General features: G+C 36.6%; 14 protein-coding genes and 1 pseudogene. 8 read left to right on the top strand and 7 right to left on the bottom strand.

What is annotated here, in order from left to right; all coding sequences use genetic code 11:
• Positions 1-124 precede the first annotated feature (124 nt).
• The 3 genes from minC to minE are packed head-to-tail and all read left to right on the top strand — an operon-like array spanning position 125 to position 1909.
• Positions 125-829: a septum site-determining protein MinC gene (minC, locus tag L647_RS0110725; protein WP_024611104.1), complete on the top strand. Its 705-nt coding sequence runs from the start codon at positions 125-127 to the stop codon at positions 827-829.
• Between the two features lie 5 nt (positions 830-834).
• Positions 835-1644, top strand: coding sequence for a septum site-determining protein MinD (minD, locus tag L647_RS0110720; protein ID WP_008172113.1), 810 nt, complete (start codon positions 835-837; stop codon positions 1642-1644).
• A gap of 1 nt (position 1645) precedes the next feature.
• Positions 1646-1909 (top strand): cell division topological specificity factor MinE, encoded by a 264-nt coding sequence (gene minE / locus L647_RS0110715; RefSeq protein ID WP_008172115.1) that lies wholly within the window; start codon positions 1646-1648, stop codon positions 1907-1909.
• 463 nt (positions 1910-2372) lie between these two features.
• On the opposite strand, the gene rnd is transcribed toward minE, so the two are convergent.
• The 3 genes from rnd to L647_RS0110700 all read right to left on the bottom strand — a co-directional run bounded on the left by rnd (position 2373) and on the right by L647_RS0110700 (position 6174).
• The gene (gene rnd / locus L647_RS0110710) at positions 2373-3503 is read right to left on the bottom strand and encodes a ribonuclease D (protein ID WP_024611103.1); all 1131 of its coding nucleotides are present in this window, start codon (positions 3501-3503) and stop codon (positions 2373-2375) included.
• 51 nt (positions 3504-3554) lie between these two features.
• Positions 3555-5207, bottom strand: a complete 1653-nt coding sequence (gene fadD / locus L647_RS0110705; protein WP_024611102.1) for a long-chain-fatty-acid--CoA ligase FadD — start codon at positions 5205-5207, stop codon at positions 3555-3557.
• A gap of 115 nt (positions 5208-5322) precedes the next feature.
• Positions 5323-6174, bottom strand: coding sequence for an alpha/beta hydrolase (locus tag L647_RS0110700; protein ID WP_024611101.1), 852 nt, complete (start codon positions 6172-6174; stop codon positions 5323-5325).
• Between the two features lie 390 nt (positions 6175-6564).
• Here L647_RS0110700 and L647_RS0110695 point away from each other — a divergent pair, with 390 nt between their 5' ends.
• Entirely contained in the window at positions 6565-7854 is a 1290-nt protein-coding gene (locus L647_RS0110695; RefSeq protein ID WP_024611100.1) for an alkaline phosphatase, read from the top strand.
• Between the two features lie 94 nt (positions 7855-7948).
• Here L647_RS0110695 and L647_RS0110690 read toward each other — a convergent pair whose 3' ends face one another.
• The 3 genes and pseudogenes from L647_RS0110690 to L647_RS01000000124050 all read right to left on the bottom strand — a co-directional run bounded on the left by L647_RS0110690 (position 7949) and on the right by L647_RS01000000124050 (position 10970).
• A complete protein-coding gene (locus tag L647_RS0110690) occupies positions 7949-8278 on the bottom strand; it encodes a hypothetical protein (RefSeq protein WP_024611099.1) in 330 nt (109 codons plus the stop codon).
• A 68-nt stretch (positions 8279-8346) separates the two neighbouring features.
• A complete protein-coding gene (gene tsaB, locus L647_RS0110685) occupies positions 8347-9048 on the bottom strand; it encodes a tRNA (adenosine(37)-N6)-threonylcarbamoyltransferase complex dimerization subunit type 1 TsaB (RefSeq protein ID WP_024611098.1) in 702 nt (233 codons plus the stop codon).
• 9 nt (positions 9049-9057) lie between these two features.
• Positions 9058-10970, bottom strand: a pseudogene (locus L647_RS01000000124050) (ATP-dependent DNA helicase).
• A 422-nt stretch (positions 10971-11392) separates the two neighbouring features.
• Between L647_RS01000000124050 and L647_RS0110675 the strand changes: the two are divergent.
• The 3 genes from L647_RS0110675 to L647_RS1000000126400 all read left to right on the top strand — a co-directional run bounded on the left by L647_RS0110675 (position 11393) and on the right by L647_RS1000000126400 (position 14795).
• Positions 11393-12676 carry a sodium:proton antiporter gene (locus L647_RS0110675; RefSeq protein WP_024611097.1) on the top strand — a complete coding sequence of 428 codons (1284 nt, stop codon included), beginning with the start codon at positions 11393-11395 and terminating at the stop codon, positions 12674-12676.
• Between the two features lie 194 nt (positions 12677-12870).
• Complete coding sequence (locus tag L647_RS01000000124045; RefSeq protein ID WP_253948861.1) at positions 12871-14268, top strand: c-type cytochrome; 1398 nt, start codon at positions 12871-12873, stop codon at positions 14266-14268.
• A gap of 23 nt (positions 14269-14291) precedes the next feature.
• The gene (locus L647_RS1000000126400) at positions 14292-14795 is read left to right on the top strand and encodes an FTR1 family protein (protein WP_253948860.1); all 504 of its coding nucleotides are present in this window, start codon (positions 14292-14294) and stop codon (positions 14793-14795) included.
• Between the two features lie 66 nt (positions 14796-14861).
• Here the strand turns inward: L647_RS1000000126400 and L647_RS0110665 are convergent, their stop codons facing one another.
• Positions 14862-15098, bottom strand: a complete 237-nt coding sequence (locus tag L647_RS0110665) for a hypothetical protein (RefSeq protein WP_024611096.1) — start codon at positions 15096-15098, stop codon at positions 14862-14864.
• Positions 15099-15518: 420 nt separating this feature from the next.
• Between L647_RS0110665 and hisG the strand changes: the two genes are divergently transcribed.
• Positions 15519-16418 (top strand): ATP phosphoribosyltransferase, encoded by a 900-nt coding sequence (gene hisG, locus L647_RS0110660; protein ID WP_007580644.1) that lies wholly within the window; start codon positions 15519-15521, stop codon positions 16416-16418.
• The last annotated feature ends 5 nt before the right edge of the window (positions 16419-16423 follow it).

Below are 16423 nucleotides of genomic sequence, written 5' to 3'. Positions count from 1 at the left end.
TTCGCACTATAACATGAGAGTAATAATAAGTTAGAAAAATTAGATTAGAAATTTGAATAAAGGGCCTATTCAGCCTACGTTTATCTAAATTTAATTTCTGATCAGACAATCCAATTGAGCGTGTATGTCAGACCAAATTTTTGAGCTAAAAGGAAATCTTTTTACGTTATCAGTTTTGCATCTTTATAGTACTGATATAAACCTTTTAGCAGAGCAGTTGTATGTAAAAATAGCCCAAGCACCTAAATTCTTTGAAGGTGCTCCTATTGTTGTTAATTTAATTGAGATAAAAAATAGTTCTCTCGATTTTGTACATTTAAAATCATTAATAGAACGCATGAGTTTTAATGCTGTTGGTATTTGTAATGGTTCTGATGAGCAAAATGTACAAGCAAAGGCTGCTGGTCTATCTGTTTTAAATTATTCACAAGACGTTAAGTCTGAACCTGTTAAACAAGAGCCTAATACTTCTATCGTAGAAAAAAACGTTATTTTGCCAGCGCAAATTATTAACGGTACGGTACGTTCAGGACAGCAAGTATATGCAAAAGATCGAGACTTAATTGTACTAGGTGCTGTAAGCCACGGTGCAGAAGTAATTGCCGATGGCAATGTACATATATATGGAACCCTTCGAGGACGAGCTATTGCTGGCGCGAAAGGGTTAAAAGACGCACACATATTTTGTCACCGCTTAGAAGCAGAGCTTGTTTCTATAAATGGCAATTACTGGATCAGCGATTCGCTACAAGGCGAACACTGGGGTAATGCTGTGCAAATACAACAAAAAAATGAATCATTAGAAATTTCAGCTTTGGTTAAAGGATAAATCTCATGGCAAAAGTAATTGTCGTTACCTCGGGTAAAGGCGGTGTTGGTAAAACAACATCAAGTGCTGCTATTGGCACTGGCTTAGCTTTAAAAGGCTATAAAACAGTTATTATCGACTTTGATATTGGTTTACGTAACCTCGATTTAATCATGGGTTGTGAACGCCGTGTAGTATATGACTTTGTAAACGTAATTAACGGTGAAGCAAAACTTAACCAAGCACTTATTAAAGATAAGCGTGTAGATAAATTATTTTTATTACCCGCTTCGCAAACACGTGATAAAGACGCACTAACTCGCGAAGGTGTTGAGCGCGTACTTAACGAACTAAAAGAAGACTTTGATTATATCGTTTGTGATTCACCAGCGGGTATAGAAGCTGGCGCAATGATGGCAATGTACTTTGCAGATGAAGCAATTGTAACGACAAACCCTGAAGTTTCGTCAGTACGAGATTCTGACCGTATTTTAGGTATTTTACACAGCAAATCAAAACGTGCTGAAGAAGGTTTAGAAAATATTAAAGAGCATTTGTTATTAACACGCTATAATCCAGAACGTGTTGCTAAAGGCGAAATGCTATCTGTTGAAGACGTACAAGACATTTTAGCAATTCCATTATTAGGTGTTATTCCTGAATCGCAAGCAGTATTGAGCGCATCAAACTCGGGGCAGCCGGTTATATTAGACAGTGAGTCTGATGCTGGTCAGGCGTATGCTGATGCAATTAATCGCTTACTCGGTGAAACCGTCGATTTTCGCTTCTTAGATGTAGAGAAAAAAGGCTTATTTAAACGGATTTTTGGAGGTTAACGTGTCTTTACTTGACTACTTCCGCTCAGAAAAGAAAAATAGTGCGTCATTAGCAAAAGAGCGATTGCAGATCATTGTCGCGCACGAGCGTTCCCAACGAGGAACTCCGGATTACTTACCACAATTAAAACAAGATATTTTAGATGTGATCCGCAAATACGTGAACGTAAGCAGCGATGCAGTACAGGTACAGTTTGATCAAAACGAAGATGATTTAGCCGTACTTGAGCTAAACGTTACATTACCTGATGAAGAAAGAAAGTAATTAAAGAATGGGCGCTACTAATTAATGGCGCCCTCTTCTTTAAACGCTATTTACTGAACAATTAAAGATTGTCATGCTCTATTACAGTATGAAATATTTAGCTGTTTGTTTAAACCTTTCAGTAGCTTGCATATACTTTTTACTTATACTTTAACTACATAAAGCAATATAACCTGCCTATACATTTTGGTTTACAAACTTCCTGTACATAAAACTTATCTCTGTGTTTAATCCTTAAACTAAATAAAGTTTATAGCGACTTACAAACGTCATATTTAAATTAAAAACATATCAACTAAACTCGCTTTTTAGCACGCTATTAATATGTGTCTAAAGCAATCAGCTAAATATTAAATTATAAGTACAATTGAAACCTATAATAGATGTAAGCAGCATTAACCCAAAGTAAGTTGTTAGTATTAAAAAATTAATACTGCTTTATTTATTCGATAGAATTAGAGTACTAAGTATCCCATTCGTTTAGGGCTGCTTTAACGTAATCATAACGCCAAGAGCTTAATAAATCGGGCTTGATATGCTTTAGTTTTTGTTCTGAAGTTAGTTTCCAATTCCAGCTAATTAATTGATTAACTTGCTTTTTAGATGCCATAACATCTTCAGGAATATTATGCTCTTTTGCTACTTTAGTGATTTTTTGTTTTACATCTTTTGCTACTTTTTTATAAGTAGGAAAATCAATTAAACGCTTTAGAGTCTCTGGGTGCTGCTCATCTGGTATCAGTTTAGCGACCTCAATACACTTAAGAATTTCTACACCAGAGCGATTAACTTCAATTGCTTCAACGCCAGGTATTTGTCTAAGTGCATTTAAACTAGACGGGCCACGTTTAGCAATCTCAGTCATGTTATGTTCTTTAAGAACAAAGTTAAGCGCTAAATTTTTACGTATTGCTTTACTTCGACGCCATGCAGCAAGCTCTTTTAAAACGGCTAATTCATGTGGTTTAAGTTGCCAAGCATTTTTTATGTCTTTGTATAAAAGATCATCCGGTGTTTGAAAAGCACGTTTATTAGCAATTAACTCACTTTCATTTATTACAATATCAAATAAATTAGCGGCTTTAATACGCTCAATAATTAATTCAAAACAGGGCAACAAGTGAAATGTATCAGCAGCTGCATAATCAAGTTGTTTTGTTGTTAACGGACGTTGCAGCCAATTGGTACGAGATTCACTTTTATCTATTTCAATGCCTAATAGCTCTTTTACCATAAGCGCAAAGCCCATACAGTTGCCTTCACCAAGCAATTGTAATGCAAACTGTGTGTCAAATAATGGGGCTGGTACAAACCCTGCGTACTTTTGAAATACTTCGATGTCTTCTGATGGCGAATGTAGAACTTTTAAAACAGCGGGATCTTTTAAAATTTGCCAAAAATCAAATAATGACAGTTCGGCAAGTGGATCGATAAGCGCTAAATGTTCTCCATCAAAAACCTGAATAAGTGCAACTTCAGGATACAAAGTGCGACGGCGCATAAATTCGGTATCAATAGCTAAAATAGGTTTGTTTTGAATCTGCTCAACAAAGGTATTGAGTTGGTTTTGGGTTTGAATCAATTGGTATTGCACTTAGTCTCCTACAATAAAAAAGCCGGCTATTGCCGGCTTTTTTATAGGTTGCTAATCTTTCAAGGCTCTTCTGAGTATTTTACCTACATTAGTTTTAGGCAACTCATCCCTAAACTCAACGAGTTTTGGAACCTTGTAATTAGTTAAATTATCACGACAGTGTTTTATTATATCTTTTTCAGTTAAGGATTGGTCTTTTTTCACAACAAAAACTTTAACTTGTTCGCCACTTGCATCGTGAGGTACACCAATAGCAGCTACTTCTAGCACGCCTTCGTGCATTGCAACCACTTCTTCTATTTCGTTTGGAAATACATTAAAGCCCGATACAATAATCATATCTTTTTTACGGTCTACTATAAAAAAGAAACCCTCATCATCATAAGTCGCTATATCGCCAGTTGCGAACCAGCCGTCTTTTAAACATTCAGCGGTAGCGTCTGGTCGTTTATAGTAACCCACCATAACCTGTGGGCCTTTAACGCATAGTTCGCCAGGTTCGCCTTTTGCAGCTTCTTCACCATTATCTAGTATTAGCTTAATGTCTGTATTAGGTGCTGGTAAACCAATCGAGCCATTATAAGATTCTAAGTCATAAGGGCTTATAGTAACTAAAGGAGAACATTCGGTTAAACCATAGCCTTCCATTAATTTTGAGCCAGTCACTTTGTGCCATTTTTCAGCAACAGGACGTTGAACAGCCATACCACCACCAAGTGACATTTTGAGATGACTAAAGTCAAGATCTGCAAAACCAGGTGTGTTTAATAAGCCATTAAATAAAGTATTTACGCCAGTAATAGCTGTAAATTTAGTTTGTCCTAACTCTTTTACAAACCCTGGCATATCACGAGGATTAGTAATTAATAAGTTTAAACCACCATATTTCATAAAGGTTAAGCAGTTAGCCGTTAGTGCAAAAATATGGTAAAGCGGTAAAGCGGTAACAACCACTTCCTTCCCACGAACCAATACATTATCTAAACAACCTGATACTTGCTCTAAGTTACCTACCATATTTCCATGGCTTAACATCGCACCTTTAGATACACCCGTAGTACCACCGGTATATTGTAAAAATGCTAAATCATTTAAACCCATTTCTGGACGTTTATATGCATTTTCGTCTGCATCTAATAGATCAGAAAACTTAATTGGGTTTGGTAAACTAAACTTAGGTACCATTTTTTTAATGTACTTAACGACAAAGTTTACTATGTGCTTTTTAATACCACCCACCATATCGCCCACTTGCGTCACTACAATGTGTTTAACATCAGTGTGTGCAAGTGACTTTTCGAGCGTGTCAGCAAAGTTTGCAAGTATAAAAATAGCTGTTGTATCAGAGTCTTTTAATTGGTGTTCTAACTCACGAACAGTATAAAGTGGGTTAACGTTAACAACCACACAACCTGCACGCAAAATACCTAAGATAGTTACTGGTGTTTGCAGTAAGTTAGGCATCATAACAGCAACTTTATCGCCTTTTTTAAGACCTAAGTTATTTTGGATGTAGGAAGCAACTTTTTTAGTCGCTGTATCAATTTCGTCATAAGATAACGTTTTACCCATATTAGAAAATGCAGGTAAATCTTTGTAATCACTAAAACTTTTTTCAAATACTTCGAGTAACGAGTTGTAATGCTCAGGATCGATTGTTTCAGGCATACCCTCTGGGTAGCGCTTAAGCCAGATTTTTTCCACTCTTAGCCCCTGTTTATAATTATATTTTTATTAACCTTAATCTAAGTAAGGCACTTTAACAATTGAGCAAATACTCTAATGCGATGATAATCCCACATTTAGCGTTAATATACAATTAACATGCACCACTTTGCACCATAAATGCATTTATGTGCTCAAAACATAGTTCACTACTTTGCATATGGCAATGGTGTCCCCCATCCACATGAAAAACATTCAAGTTGTTGTAATAACTAACATACTTTGCCAAATTTTGTTTCACAAATGAATAGCCTTCATTGCCTAAAATTAACTGACATGGTGCAGATAAATCTTTTATTGCACCAATACATTGCGCCTCATCAAACCTAAAACCTGAGTGATTTTTAAGCTTTGGATCTGTTGTTAATTTAAATCCGCCTGATACTGATTTTATATTTCGATCCATTAAAAGCGCAATAAGTTCATTATTTAAGTCGGTTGTTAGTGATCGCGCTTCATAAATAAGCTCTTTAGATTTGTAAATTCTCGGCTTTTTACTTTTTAATCGCGACCTATTTAACACCGCACTTTTTAACTGCTCACACACACTTTCGCTTGGGGTGGTAATGCAACCAATTCCTTCTATAAAGGTAACTGACTTTACATAACTATTAAAACAACTAGCGAACAATCCTGCGACCATAGCCCCCATAGAATGCCCCACTAAATGTACTTTTTTAACACCAAGTGCATTTATAAGTTGGTATATATCATCTATATAATCAACAAAATAATAATGTGCATCATCACTTCGCCAAGACGATAAACCATGCCCAGCAAAATCAACACAATACCAAGTTTGCTCTGGTTGTGCATTAACTAGCATAGGTACAAAGCTGCTACTATTATCTAACCAGCCATGTAAAGCAATAACAATCTCATCACCGCAACCGGTCTTTAAACCATGAATATTTAAATTATTAGTTTTAATATTAAAGGGCTGCACACCATACCTCTTCTTTTTAGTTATTATTATTTATAGCATACAAGTTGTCAGACCACTAACATGTAAATTCAACCCACTTATCTAGCCAATTAACAGCTTATATTATGCAATACTAAGTGGATTAATGTAATAAAACTAATTATTTCAAAACCTTAAATAAACATTAGGTCTTAATAGCTATCAAGCAACCTAATTAATTATTATTTTGTGCTAAGTTTTTTACTGAATCTGGGTATATCTGACGGTTATAGTAACTATAAACTATAAAAATGATCTGTTAGATAAAGTAAGCTTATTAATTGTTATTCATCTCATATATTCATTTATTTATAACACTTACGGTATACAATAAATCCGGCTATTAAATTAAGGTACACATAAGGTACAACCATGAAAAAACAGATCAGTTTGTTGGCACTTTTATGCACCACTTGCGGTGCTTACGCAGAATCAGCTCCTAAAAATGTAATTTATATGATTGGTGACGGCATGGGTCCGGCTTACACCACTGCTTATCGCTATTTTAAAGACGACCCTGCGACTAAAGAGATCGAAGGTACTGTTTTCGATACGATTTTAAAAGGCATGGCGCACACTTACCCTGATGACCATACATATGTAACTGATAGCGCAGCAGGTGCGACAGCGCTTAGTAGCGGCCATAAAAGTTATAATGGTGCTATAGCGGTAGATACAGATAAAAAACCAGTTAAAACGATGCTTGAAATAGCTAAAGAACGCGGTATGACCACAGCGCTTGTTGTAACATCACAAATTAACCACGCAACTCCAGCAAGCTTTGCAGCCCATAACGAGTCTCGAAATAACTACGATGATATAGCAAATGATTACATTGATAATAAAATTGCCGGTAAATTACCTGTCGATTTAATGCTAGGGGGTGGTACTAAATACTTTATTCGTGAAGATCGTAATATTGTTGATGAATTTAAAGCTGCAGGTTATCAATATGGTGACGACATTAAAAACCTAGGGCAAATTACACAAATACCTGCAATTGGCTTATACGCATCTAAAGGCTTGCCTTTTGCATTAGATGAAAACCCAACTCGCCTTACTCAATTAACGTCCAAAGCACTTGATTTACTAGACGGTCAAAACAAAGAAGGATTTTTTGTAATGATTGAGGGAAGCCAAATTGATTGGTGTGGGCACGCCAACGATATTGCCTGTGCGATGGCTGAAATGGACGACTTTGCTAAATCAATCGAGAAAGCAAAAGCGTACGTTGATAAAAACAAAGACACTATTTTAGTTATAACAGCCGATCACTCAACGGGCGGCCTAACTATTGGTGCTCATGGTCAATATAAATGGGAAACTGAGGTAGTTAAAGGGGTTAAAGCATCAGCTTCTAAATTAACTGATCTGCTTATGGAGTCTAATAATTTAAAGTCGGTTTGGACTGCTAATACAAATATTGAGTTTACAACTGAAAATCAAATTAAACTCGAACAAGCTAAAAAAATGGGCGAAAAGGCACTTAACTTAGCAGTTAAAAGTATTATTAGTGATACAAGCTTTACTGGCTGGACAACTGGCGGGCACACTGCTGTAGACGTTCAAGTATTTGCTTATGGCAAAGGCAGCGAGCAATTTATTGGTTCGCAAAACAATACAGATATTGCAGATAAGCTAATTGGCTTTATTGAACAATAATTTAAGACTTTGTTTTGTATAATACAAAAGCCCGAACTTATGTTCGGGCTTTTTATTGAGCTACACGATTTTACTAAATTAAAACGCTAAAGTTTTAAGCGTATATATCAACGCCTATTAAATTTTTAACTTCTGCTCTGCGCTCTAAATTAGCGAATTCAGTGTAAGTCGAAATTGCTTTACTAATTTTAGCTGATGGTTGGTCATAAATTGTTTGGCTGTATTCATTACTTTTAGCACTGGTTTTAAACAGCTGATTGGCAAGCTCTACGCCCTCTTTACTGCTTTTTACATAATCAGTATTCGTTTTTTGGACAGCAGGTTGTTCTAATAAACTTTGTGGTTTATTAGTAACAATTTTAGTAGAGCTAACTCTACCTGGAATATCCCCTGTAAAAAAACCTGAACCAATAGGCAGCGTCATTACGCTTCTCCAACCTTAATCTTACTCAAAATTATGATTTAAAAACAACCAATTTGCAAATAATGTTGCTACTCACGACCTGGTAACTTTTTCCAAGTAACCGTATCACGTACATACTTAGGTTGTGCATCGCTCGCTTTTACAACGTCTCCCGCTAAAAAAGCAGCTTCAACTTGAGCCAACATATAACGAGCGTCTGGCAATGTAATATCACTATTAATTATAACATTATCAAAACTGTTCAGTGCATCAGGGTATGTTTTAAAGCCTGTGCCTACCGCAATAGATGACTCAGTTGTTGCTATATAATCATTATTTAGTAAGTCAGGCTTTATTACGCACTCTTGATTAACTAAAAGCATTAAATTATTTTGCGCTTGGTAATGTGCAAAATATATTTCGCCCATACGTGCATCTATACTTGGGTAAACGCTCACACTACCGTTTTGTTCAAATGCTTGTTGCGCCATAATTCCTAGGGTTGATACACCTACAAGCGGTAAATTAGTTGAATATGCTAAGCCCTGCGCTATAGCTACACTAATACGTACACCAGTAAAACTGCCAGGTCCTTGACCAAATCCTATAACATCTAAATCCTTTAGTTTGCAGTTTGCTTTAGTTAATAACTCGTCAATAAGCGGTAGAATTTTTTGACTATGCTGCTGCGGACATTCTTCAAAATGATGAAATGTTTGGCCCTGAAAATGCAAAACAATTGATAATGCTTCAGTTGAAGCGTCAAGGGCAAGAATGTTACTTTTAATCATTTTATTACTCTAATTAATTTGTTGTAAAAATTTATTGGCGTCTTCTAAACTACGCGTTCGGCGCATTGGCGGCAGACTTTTTAAAAAGACTTGCCCATATTGGCGCGTAACTAGGCGGTTATCGCATATTACAAGTACGCCTTTGTCTTTAGTATCTCGTATTAAACGTCCAACACCTTGTTTAAGTGCAATAACAGCTTGTGGTAATTGTATATGCGCGAATGGATCTTTTCCCTGCATTTGGCAGTCTTGCATTTTGGCTTGTAGTAATGGATCGTCTGGTGCTGCAAATGGTAATTTATCAATAATAACACAGCTTAGCGTGCTACCGCGTACATCAACACCTTCCCAAAAAGAAGCAGTGCCAAGTAATACAGCATTACCGTGACGCGTAAATTTTTCTAAAATAATACGCTTAGACATCTGCCCCTGCATATAAACCGGATAGTCTATTTGTGTAGTAAGCCCTTCAGCCACTAAGTGCATCATTCGATAACTAGTAAAAAGTACAAAGCAACGTCCTTGCGCTGATTTTATAAGCTCAAGTGTTAATTTTACAATCGCATGTGGCATGTTATCAGCGTGCGATTCTGGTAAATAGCGAGGTAAACATAGTAGCGCCTGATTTGGATAATCAAACGGGCTATCTACCATCATGCTTTGTTTTGGTTTTAAGCCAAGGCTTGCATTAAAGTGCTCTAGTTTGTTGTCAACAGAGAGCGTTGCTGATGTAAAAACAAAGCCCGCACCGGTGTCTTGCATCATTTGAGCAAATTTAGCCGATACATTTAAAGGCGTTATATTAATAGTTAAATAACGCCGTGTTGTTTCATACCAATAACTAAAACCTGTTTGAGCCGTGTCAAAAACACGCTCTAGCTGACCTTTAAAAGCCAGTGTACGCTCAAATGGGTGCTCTATTTTATCGCTTCGGTCTAAGCACAACTTTAATACCTGGTAAACAAAATCTAAGTCGCTAATTACGCGATGTAGCGCAGCACATATTAATTTATCGCTGAGTTTTTCTCGCCAATCGCCTCTACTTCCATCTACACCAAACTGCAGTCGTAAATCGGCAACACTTGTTTCTAATTTATTTAAGCTTTTACCTAGCTGCAACATATCTGGAATTTCGGATCTATAAATAGCACGTAAATCATTTATTAAATCCACCAGCTTTTTAGTACCCACACTTTCGCCAAAGTAATCACTGGCAATTTCGCTTAACTGATGAGCCTCATCGAATATATAAGCGTCAGCTTTAGGCATAAGTTCAGCAAAACCACTTTCTTTTACTGCCATATCTGCAAAAAATAAATGATGATTAATAACAACCACATCAGCATCAGCCGCTGTTAATCGCGCTTTACGTACATAACAACTTTGAAAATCGGGGCATTCTTTACCTAAACAATTGTCGGCCGTTGAATTTACATAAGGCAGCACTTTGGCATCATCTTCTATACCAATACAATCGGCTAAATCGCCTGTTTGTGTCTCACTTGCAAACTTAGCAACCATTGCAAGTTGGTGCATTACATCAGAATCATCAGTCGGTACATGAGCAACATGTTGATTTAGTCTGTAAGTACATAAGTAGTTAGCTCGTCCTTTCAATAAGGCTGTTTTTTTAGAAGCGCTTAAAGCTTTAACTAACTGAGGTAAATCACGATGGTATAACTGTTCTTGTAGGGCTTTTGAACCTGTAGAAATAATGGTTCTGCCTTTTGACTTAAGTGCAGGTGCTAAATAAGCAAACGTTTTGCCTGTACCTGTACCGGCTTCAACTACCAATTGGGAACTGCTTTTTAATGCATCTGCAACGGCTANATATCTATTTGAGGCTGACGTGGTGTATATCCATCTAAAGATAACGCCAACGGCCCGGTTGCACTAAACAGCTGTTTGATAATACCAATCACTTTACAAGAAATAATAACGGGATTTTACGTAAGCAAAGCGTTGAGGGCAAGCAATTAGAAATCTTGTGTAATAAATTAAAACCATCTGGTTATAATTTATTTGTAACCTAACAAATTTGTTATTGTTCAATGCTTGTTTAGAAAATTTCATTTTTACATAAGTACGTAAAATTAGTCACATCGTTTCACTTACTAAAACGATATGAAGATAAAATATAATTGAAGTAAATAACTTACTTTTAAAGTAATAACCACTCGTTTTAACACTCTTAAATAAACATTAACTAAATGTCCACTTGAGCCATAATTAAAAGGCAATTAATACCATAAAACTTGTGACACACTAATATGACAGGAGTACCATTAGCGCGGTTTAAAATCCTATTTTTTATATGTCATTTATAATTTGTTAAGGTTAATCAATGAATGCTTGGTACCTCATTTGTTTTCTCTCTGCACTTGCTATTTTTATTGCATTTGCAAATCAATATATTCTTAAAATGCAAACAACAATTGCGATTACAACAGGCTCGGTTGTTATTTCATTGCTGTTGATTGTTGCAGTTAAATTATTAGGCGATCAAAACGCACTTGAAATGACAAAAATAGTCTCGAGTATTAACTTTAACGAATTACTCCTCAAAGGTATGTTAGGTTTCTTGCTTTATGCAGGTGCACTGGAAATAAACCTGTTAGCACTGAGAAAACAACGCTGGGAAATAACGGCACTTGTATTGTTTTCTACTCTTGTTTCTACTTTTATTGTTGGCTATTTTAGTTTTTACTTATTTGCTTTATTAGGCTGGCCTGTTCCCTTCATTTATTGCTTACTGTTTGGTGCTTTAATTAGCCCAACCGATCCAATTGCTGTACTTGCAATCATTAAACAAATGCGTGCTCCAGAGGGTATATCTGTACAAGTTGAAGGCGAATCATTGTTTAATGATGGTATTGGTTTAGTAATCTTTACAACCATTTTTTCGATTGCTTTTTATGGTACCGATGCAAACTTTTATGATGTGGCTGAGCTATTTTTTGTTGATGCACTTGGTGGTATTGCATTTGGTTTAGTAATTGCTTTAGTTGGTCACTTTTTAATAATTAACAGCCGTGATGTAAACATTCGTCTGTTAATAACACTCACTATACCTTCAGCCGGCTTTGCCGCAGCCAATATCTGGGAAATATCAGGGGCGCTTGCCATGGTTACCAGTGGTATATTAATGGGTAATATTACGCGTACTAAAGCAACGGAACGCACCGGTCCAGAAGACACTCGCTACGTAAAAGATTTTTGGCATGCAACCGATAGCTTTTTAAATGCTTTATTGTTTTTGATAATTGGTATGCTAATTGTGACTATGCCTATTACAATCGGAGAAATTGGCTTAGGGTTATTAATGGTACCTGCTGTATTACTCGCGCGTTTTATAAGTGTTGGAGCACCGTTTATTATCTTTAAACGCTTTAGAACTTACGACAAGCACAGTGTTAAAATTTTAACTTGGGGTGGTTTACGTGGCGGACTTGCACTTGCAATGGCGGCGGCTATTCCTCGCGATCAAGTTTATATAGCGGGATCTGACTTGCATAACCTTATTGTTATTGTGACCTACGTTGTCGTTATATTTTCTATTATTGTACAAGGTTTAACTATTTCACCATTAATACAAAGCAGTATTAAGTCGGCTGAAGAATCAAAATAGCTTTACCTTTTATAAATAATTAAAATTAGTAAATAAGGTTAAACTTGGCTTTATTTACTAATTTTTTAAGTTTAAAAACATCGTAGTAACATAAAAAATTATATTTTCGACTATTCCTCCTCTCTTAGTACAATTCCCTTGAAATGCAAATGAAAATGATTATACTTTTTGGTTTTCACCTCTAGGGCTATACGATGTCCAGTAATTCCTATTTTGCATTTTTAAATACCATTTCTTTAACTAAGCGTCATTTGTATGCTGCTTTTATGCTATTTTTTATGGTACTGAGTAGTTTTTCTGTTTCGGCTTCACCTGAACAGCAAACGAAAATTAAACAAATTGCACAGCTTGCCGAATATGTAGGTGTTGATTACGTTGCCGCAGTGGGTGATGGTAAAGTTCTTGACGCTGACGAATATCAAGAAATGACTGAGTTTTCTAATGTAATTATCAGTCAAGCAACGTTACTTACAAGTAATACAAATGAATTTGATATTGTAAAAACTCACGCACAAACGTTGCACAGTATTATATCTAACAAAGGCAGCGTTGAGGAAGTTCGTGCTGCTAGCTCTGTTCTTCGCGAATCCTTACTAAAATTCATGCCACAACTTTCTTTACCCAATTCTTTGCTACCTATTGAGCAAACTAAAGCCCTCTTTTCGGCTAACTGCTCAATGTGCCATGGTCCAAGTGGTAAAGGCGATGGTCCTTTAGCTAAAAACTTAACACCAGAACCGACTAATTTTACAAATGAAGAACGTGCAACTAACCGTTCTTTAATGGGATTGTTTGATGCTGTAAGTAACGGCATTGAAGATACGCCGATGGTCGCTTTTACTCAATTTAACGAGCAACAGCGTTGGTCTTTAGCATTTTATGTAGGTAGTTTAGCGTTTCAGTCTGTAGAACAACCTAAAAACGTTGAGCAAAACATAACAGCATCACAAATTGTTAATCTTAACCCTGCACAACTCAGCGTAGGGCTAAATGATACTCAAAAGCAATATGTGCAATGGCTGCGTGGCAACCCTGAACATTTGTTTAGCGCAAAAAAAGATCCTATATCGGTTACACGTACGCAATTACTTGCAGCCCAACAGGCACATGCTAAAGGTAATTATTCTCAAGCAAGTGACTTATCGATTAGTGCTTACTTAGATGGTTTTGAACTAGTTGAAAATAACTTAAATGCATACGATGAAAATTTACGTAAAAGCATTGAAGTGCAATTAATGGATTTGCGCAAAACGTTTAAAGAAGAAAAAGACACTGCCATCGTAAATGAAAAAGTAACAGCTGCGCTTGCCCAATTAGCAAAAGCAAGCAACATGCTTAACGAAACAAAATTAACCGACAGCGCCCTGCTTTCAGCAAGTTTGGTTATTTTACTTCGCGAAGGACTAGAAGCACTACTAGTTGTTATTGCATTAATGACCGTACTTATTAAAACCAAGCGCCAAGATGCGTTAAAATATGTTCATGTAGGTTGGATTGCAGCGCTTATTGCTGGTGGCTTAACGTGGGCTGCTGCGCAAACATTGATAGAAATAAGTGGTGCAAGCCGAGAAGTAATGGAAGGNCCGCCGTAATATTACTGTATGTCGGTGTTTGGATGCACAGCAAAACCAGTGCAAAACAGTGGCAAGCTTATATTCAAAACAATATTAATAAACGTCTTGAATCAGGAACCCTCTGGGGATTAGCTGGGCTCTCGTTTATAGCCGTTTATCGTGAAGTATTCGAAACTGTATTGTTTTATCAGTCACTGCTTACACAAAGCACCACAGAGCAATACTCGTCTATTGCTATGGGCTTTGCCATTGGCGTAGCAATACTCGCTGTAATTACTTGGGTGTTAGTAAAATACTCAATAAAATTACCTGTTGCTAAGTTTTTTGCAATTACGACGTACCTGTTGTTCTTACTTTCGTTTGTGCTTATGGGCAAAGCCGTAACGGCGCTTCAAGAGGCAGATATTGTTGGCATTACGACCTTGCCTATTAATATTGATTTAGTATGGCTTGGTATTAAATCAACATGGCAAGGAGTGACTGCCCAGTTAATTGTTATTGCGATATTTGGATTTTATATCTTTAAAGGCAAAAACCAAAAGTAAACTAAATGTAGTTAAAAGGCCCAATTTGGGCCTTTTATTCTCATTAGCTTAAAGTTCTAAAATGTACTAAGCCCATGTATCTAAATGTGGACCATCTTCATCATCTGAGCTTGTATTTGCTTTTTGGGTTTGATCGTCAAACGTATTAAGCTTTTTCTTTTTTTGTAACTCACGCCTTTTTTTATTCTCTAGCTCAACCTTTTCAGTCGCAGCACCACTTTGCACTCCTGCAATATGGAATGCTCCTTTAGACTCAACTTCTAGCCTGGTTATTCTTCCTAAATAAGGGATCATGATATCCATATGTACTTCCTTATTTTATTGTTTTATTAACTAATCACTTGGTTTGACTAATAAACAAACAAATATATTGTTGAAATCACTCATCTTACTTTAATATTATCGACAGTTATAAGATATGCTTTAATTAAGCTAAAAAAAACTTGCCATAATATGGTCGTTTATGTTTTTATGAATGCGAAATTTATTTAAACAGATAACAACTGCACGTTAACAAAATAACGGGCAGTTATATAGGATAAAAAATGCGCTTAAACCTGACAACAGTACATCATCACCACCATTCACCGGAATAACCTGTCAGGTCTTTCGCTGAGAGGTTATTCCTAAAAGGAACCTCTGGCGATTCAAATAACATTGATTCATTTTCGCCCTGAGGTTCCCCTCGGGGTTTTTAGTTTTTAAATTAAAGGAAAATGAATAATGAACAACAGTAATCGTCTACGTATCGCCATCCAAAAAGGCGGCCGCCTATCTAAAGATTGTCAAGATCTGCTTAAACAGTTAGGTGTTAAACTTAACCTTCGTGAACAACGCTTAATTGCACACTCAACTAATATGCCAATTGACGTACTACGTGTGCGCGATGACGATATTCCGGGTTTAGTAATGGACGGTGTATGTGACTTAGGCATAGTTGGCGAAAACGTACTAGTAGAAGTTCAAGCAGAACGTGAACGCCAAGGTGTTCCAAGTGAAGTAACCAAACTTTCAAAACTAGACTTTGGTTACTGTCGTCTTGCACTTGCATGGCCACAAGAGCTTGGTGCTCGTGATAAGAGCTGGTTTGAAGGCAAACGTATTGCTACTACCTACCCAGAAATTTTAACTCAGTGGTTAAAGCGCGAAGGCATTAACGCAAGTACAGTAATGCTTACTGGTTCTGTTGAAGTAGCACCGCGTGCGGGTTTATCTGATGCAATTTGTGATTTAGTATCTACTGGCGCAACACTTGAAGCTAACGGCTTAATTCAAGGCGAAACAATTTTAGAATCAAACGCCTGTTTAATTCAAAATAAAGATCTTCAAGATGCTGACAAACTAGCACTAATCAATAAGCTTATGCCGCGCCTACGTGGTGTTAGACAAGCTAAAGAAAGCAAATACATCATGCTACACGCACCAAAAAATAAACTTGATGAAATTTGTGAAATTTTACCAGGTTCTGGTCAGCCTACTCTGCTTGCCCTTGCTGGTAACGATGAATACGTAGCACTTCACATGGTAAGCAGCGAAACATTATTTTGGGAAACAATGGAGCAGTTAAAAGCCCTAGGCGCTAACTCTATTTTAGTTATGCCAATTGAAAAAATGATGGAGTAAGTGCC

Source organism: Pseudoalteromonas sp. TB64, from assembly GCF_000498095.1.
Lineage (GTDB): Bacteria > Pseudomonadota > Gammaproteobacteria > Enterobacterales > Alteromonadaceae > Pseudoalteromonas.
The sequence above is the reverse complement of the archived record's forward strand: the minus strand, read 5'-3'. Positions and strand labels throughout refer to the sequence as shown.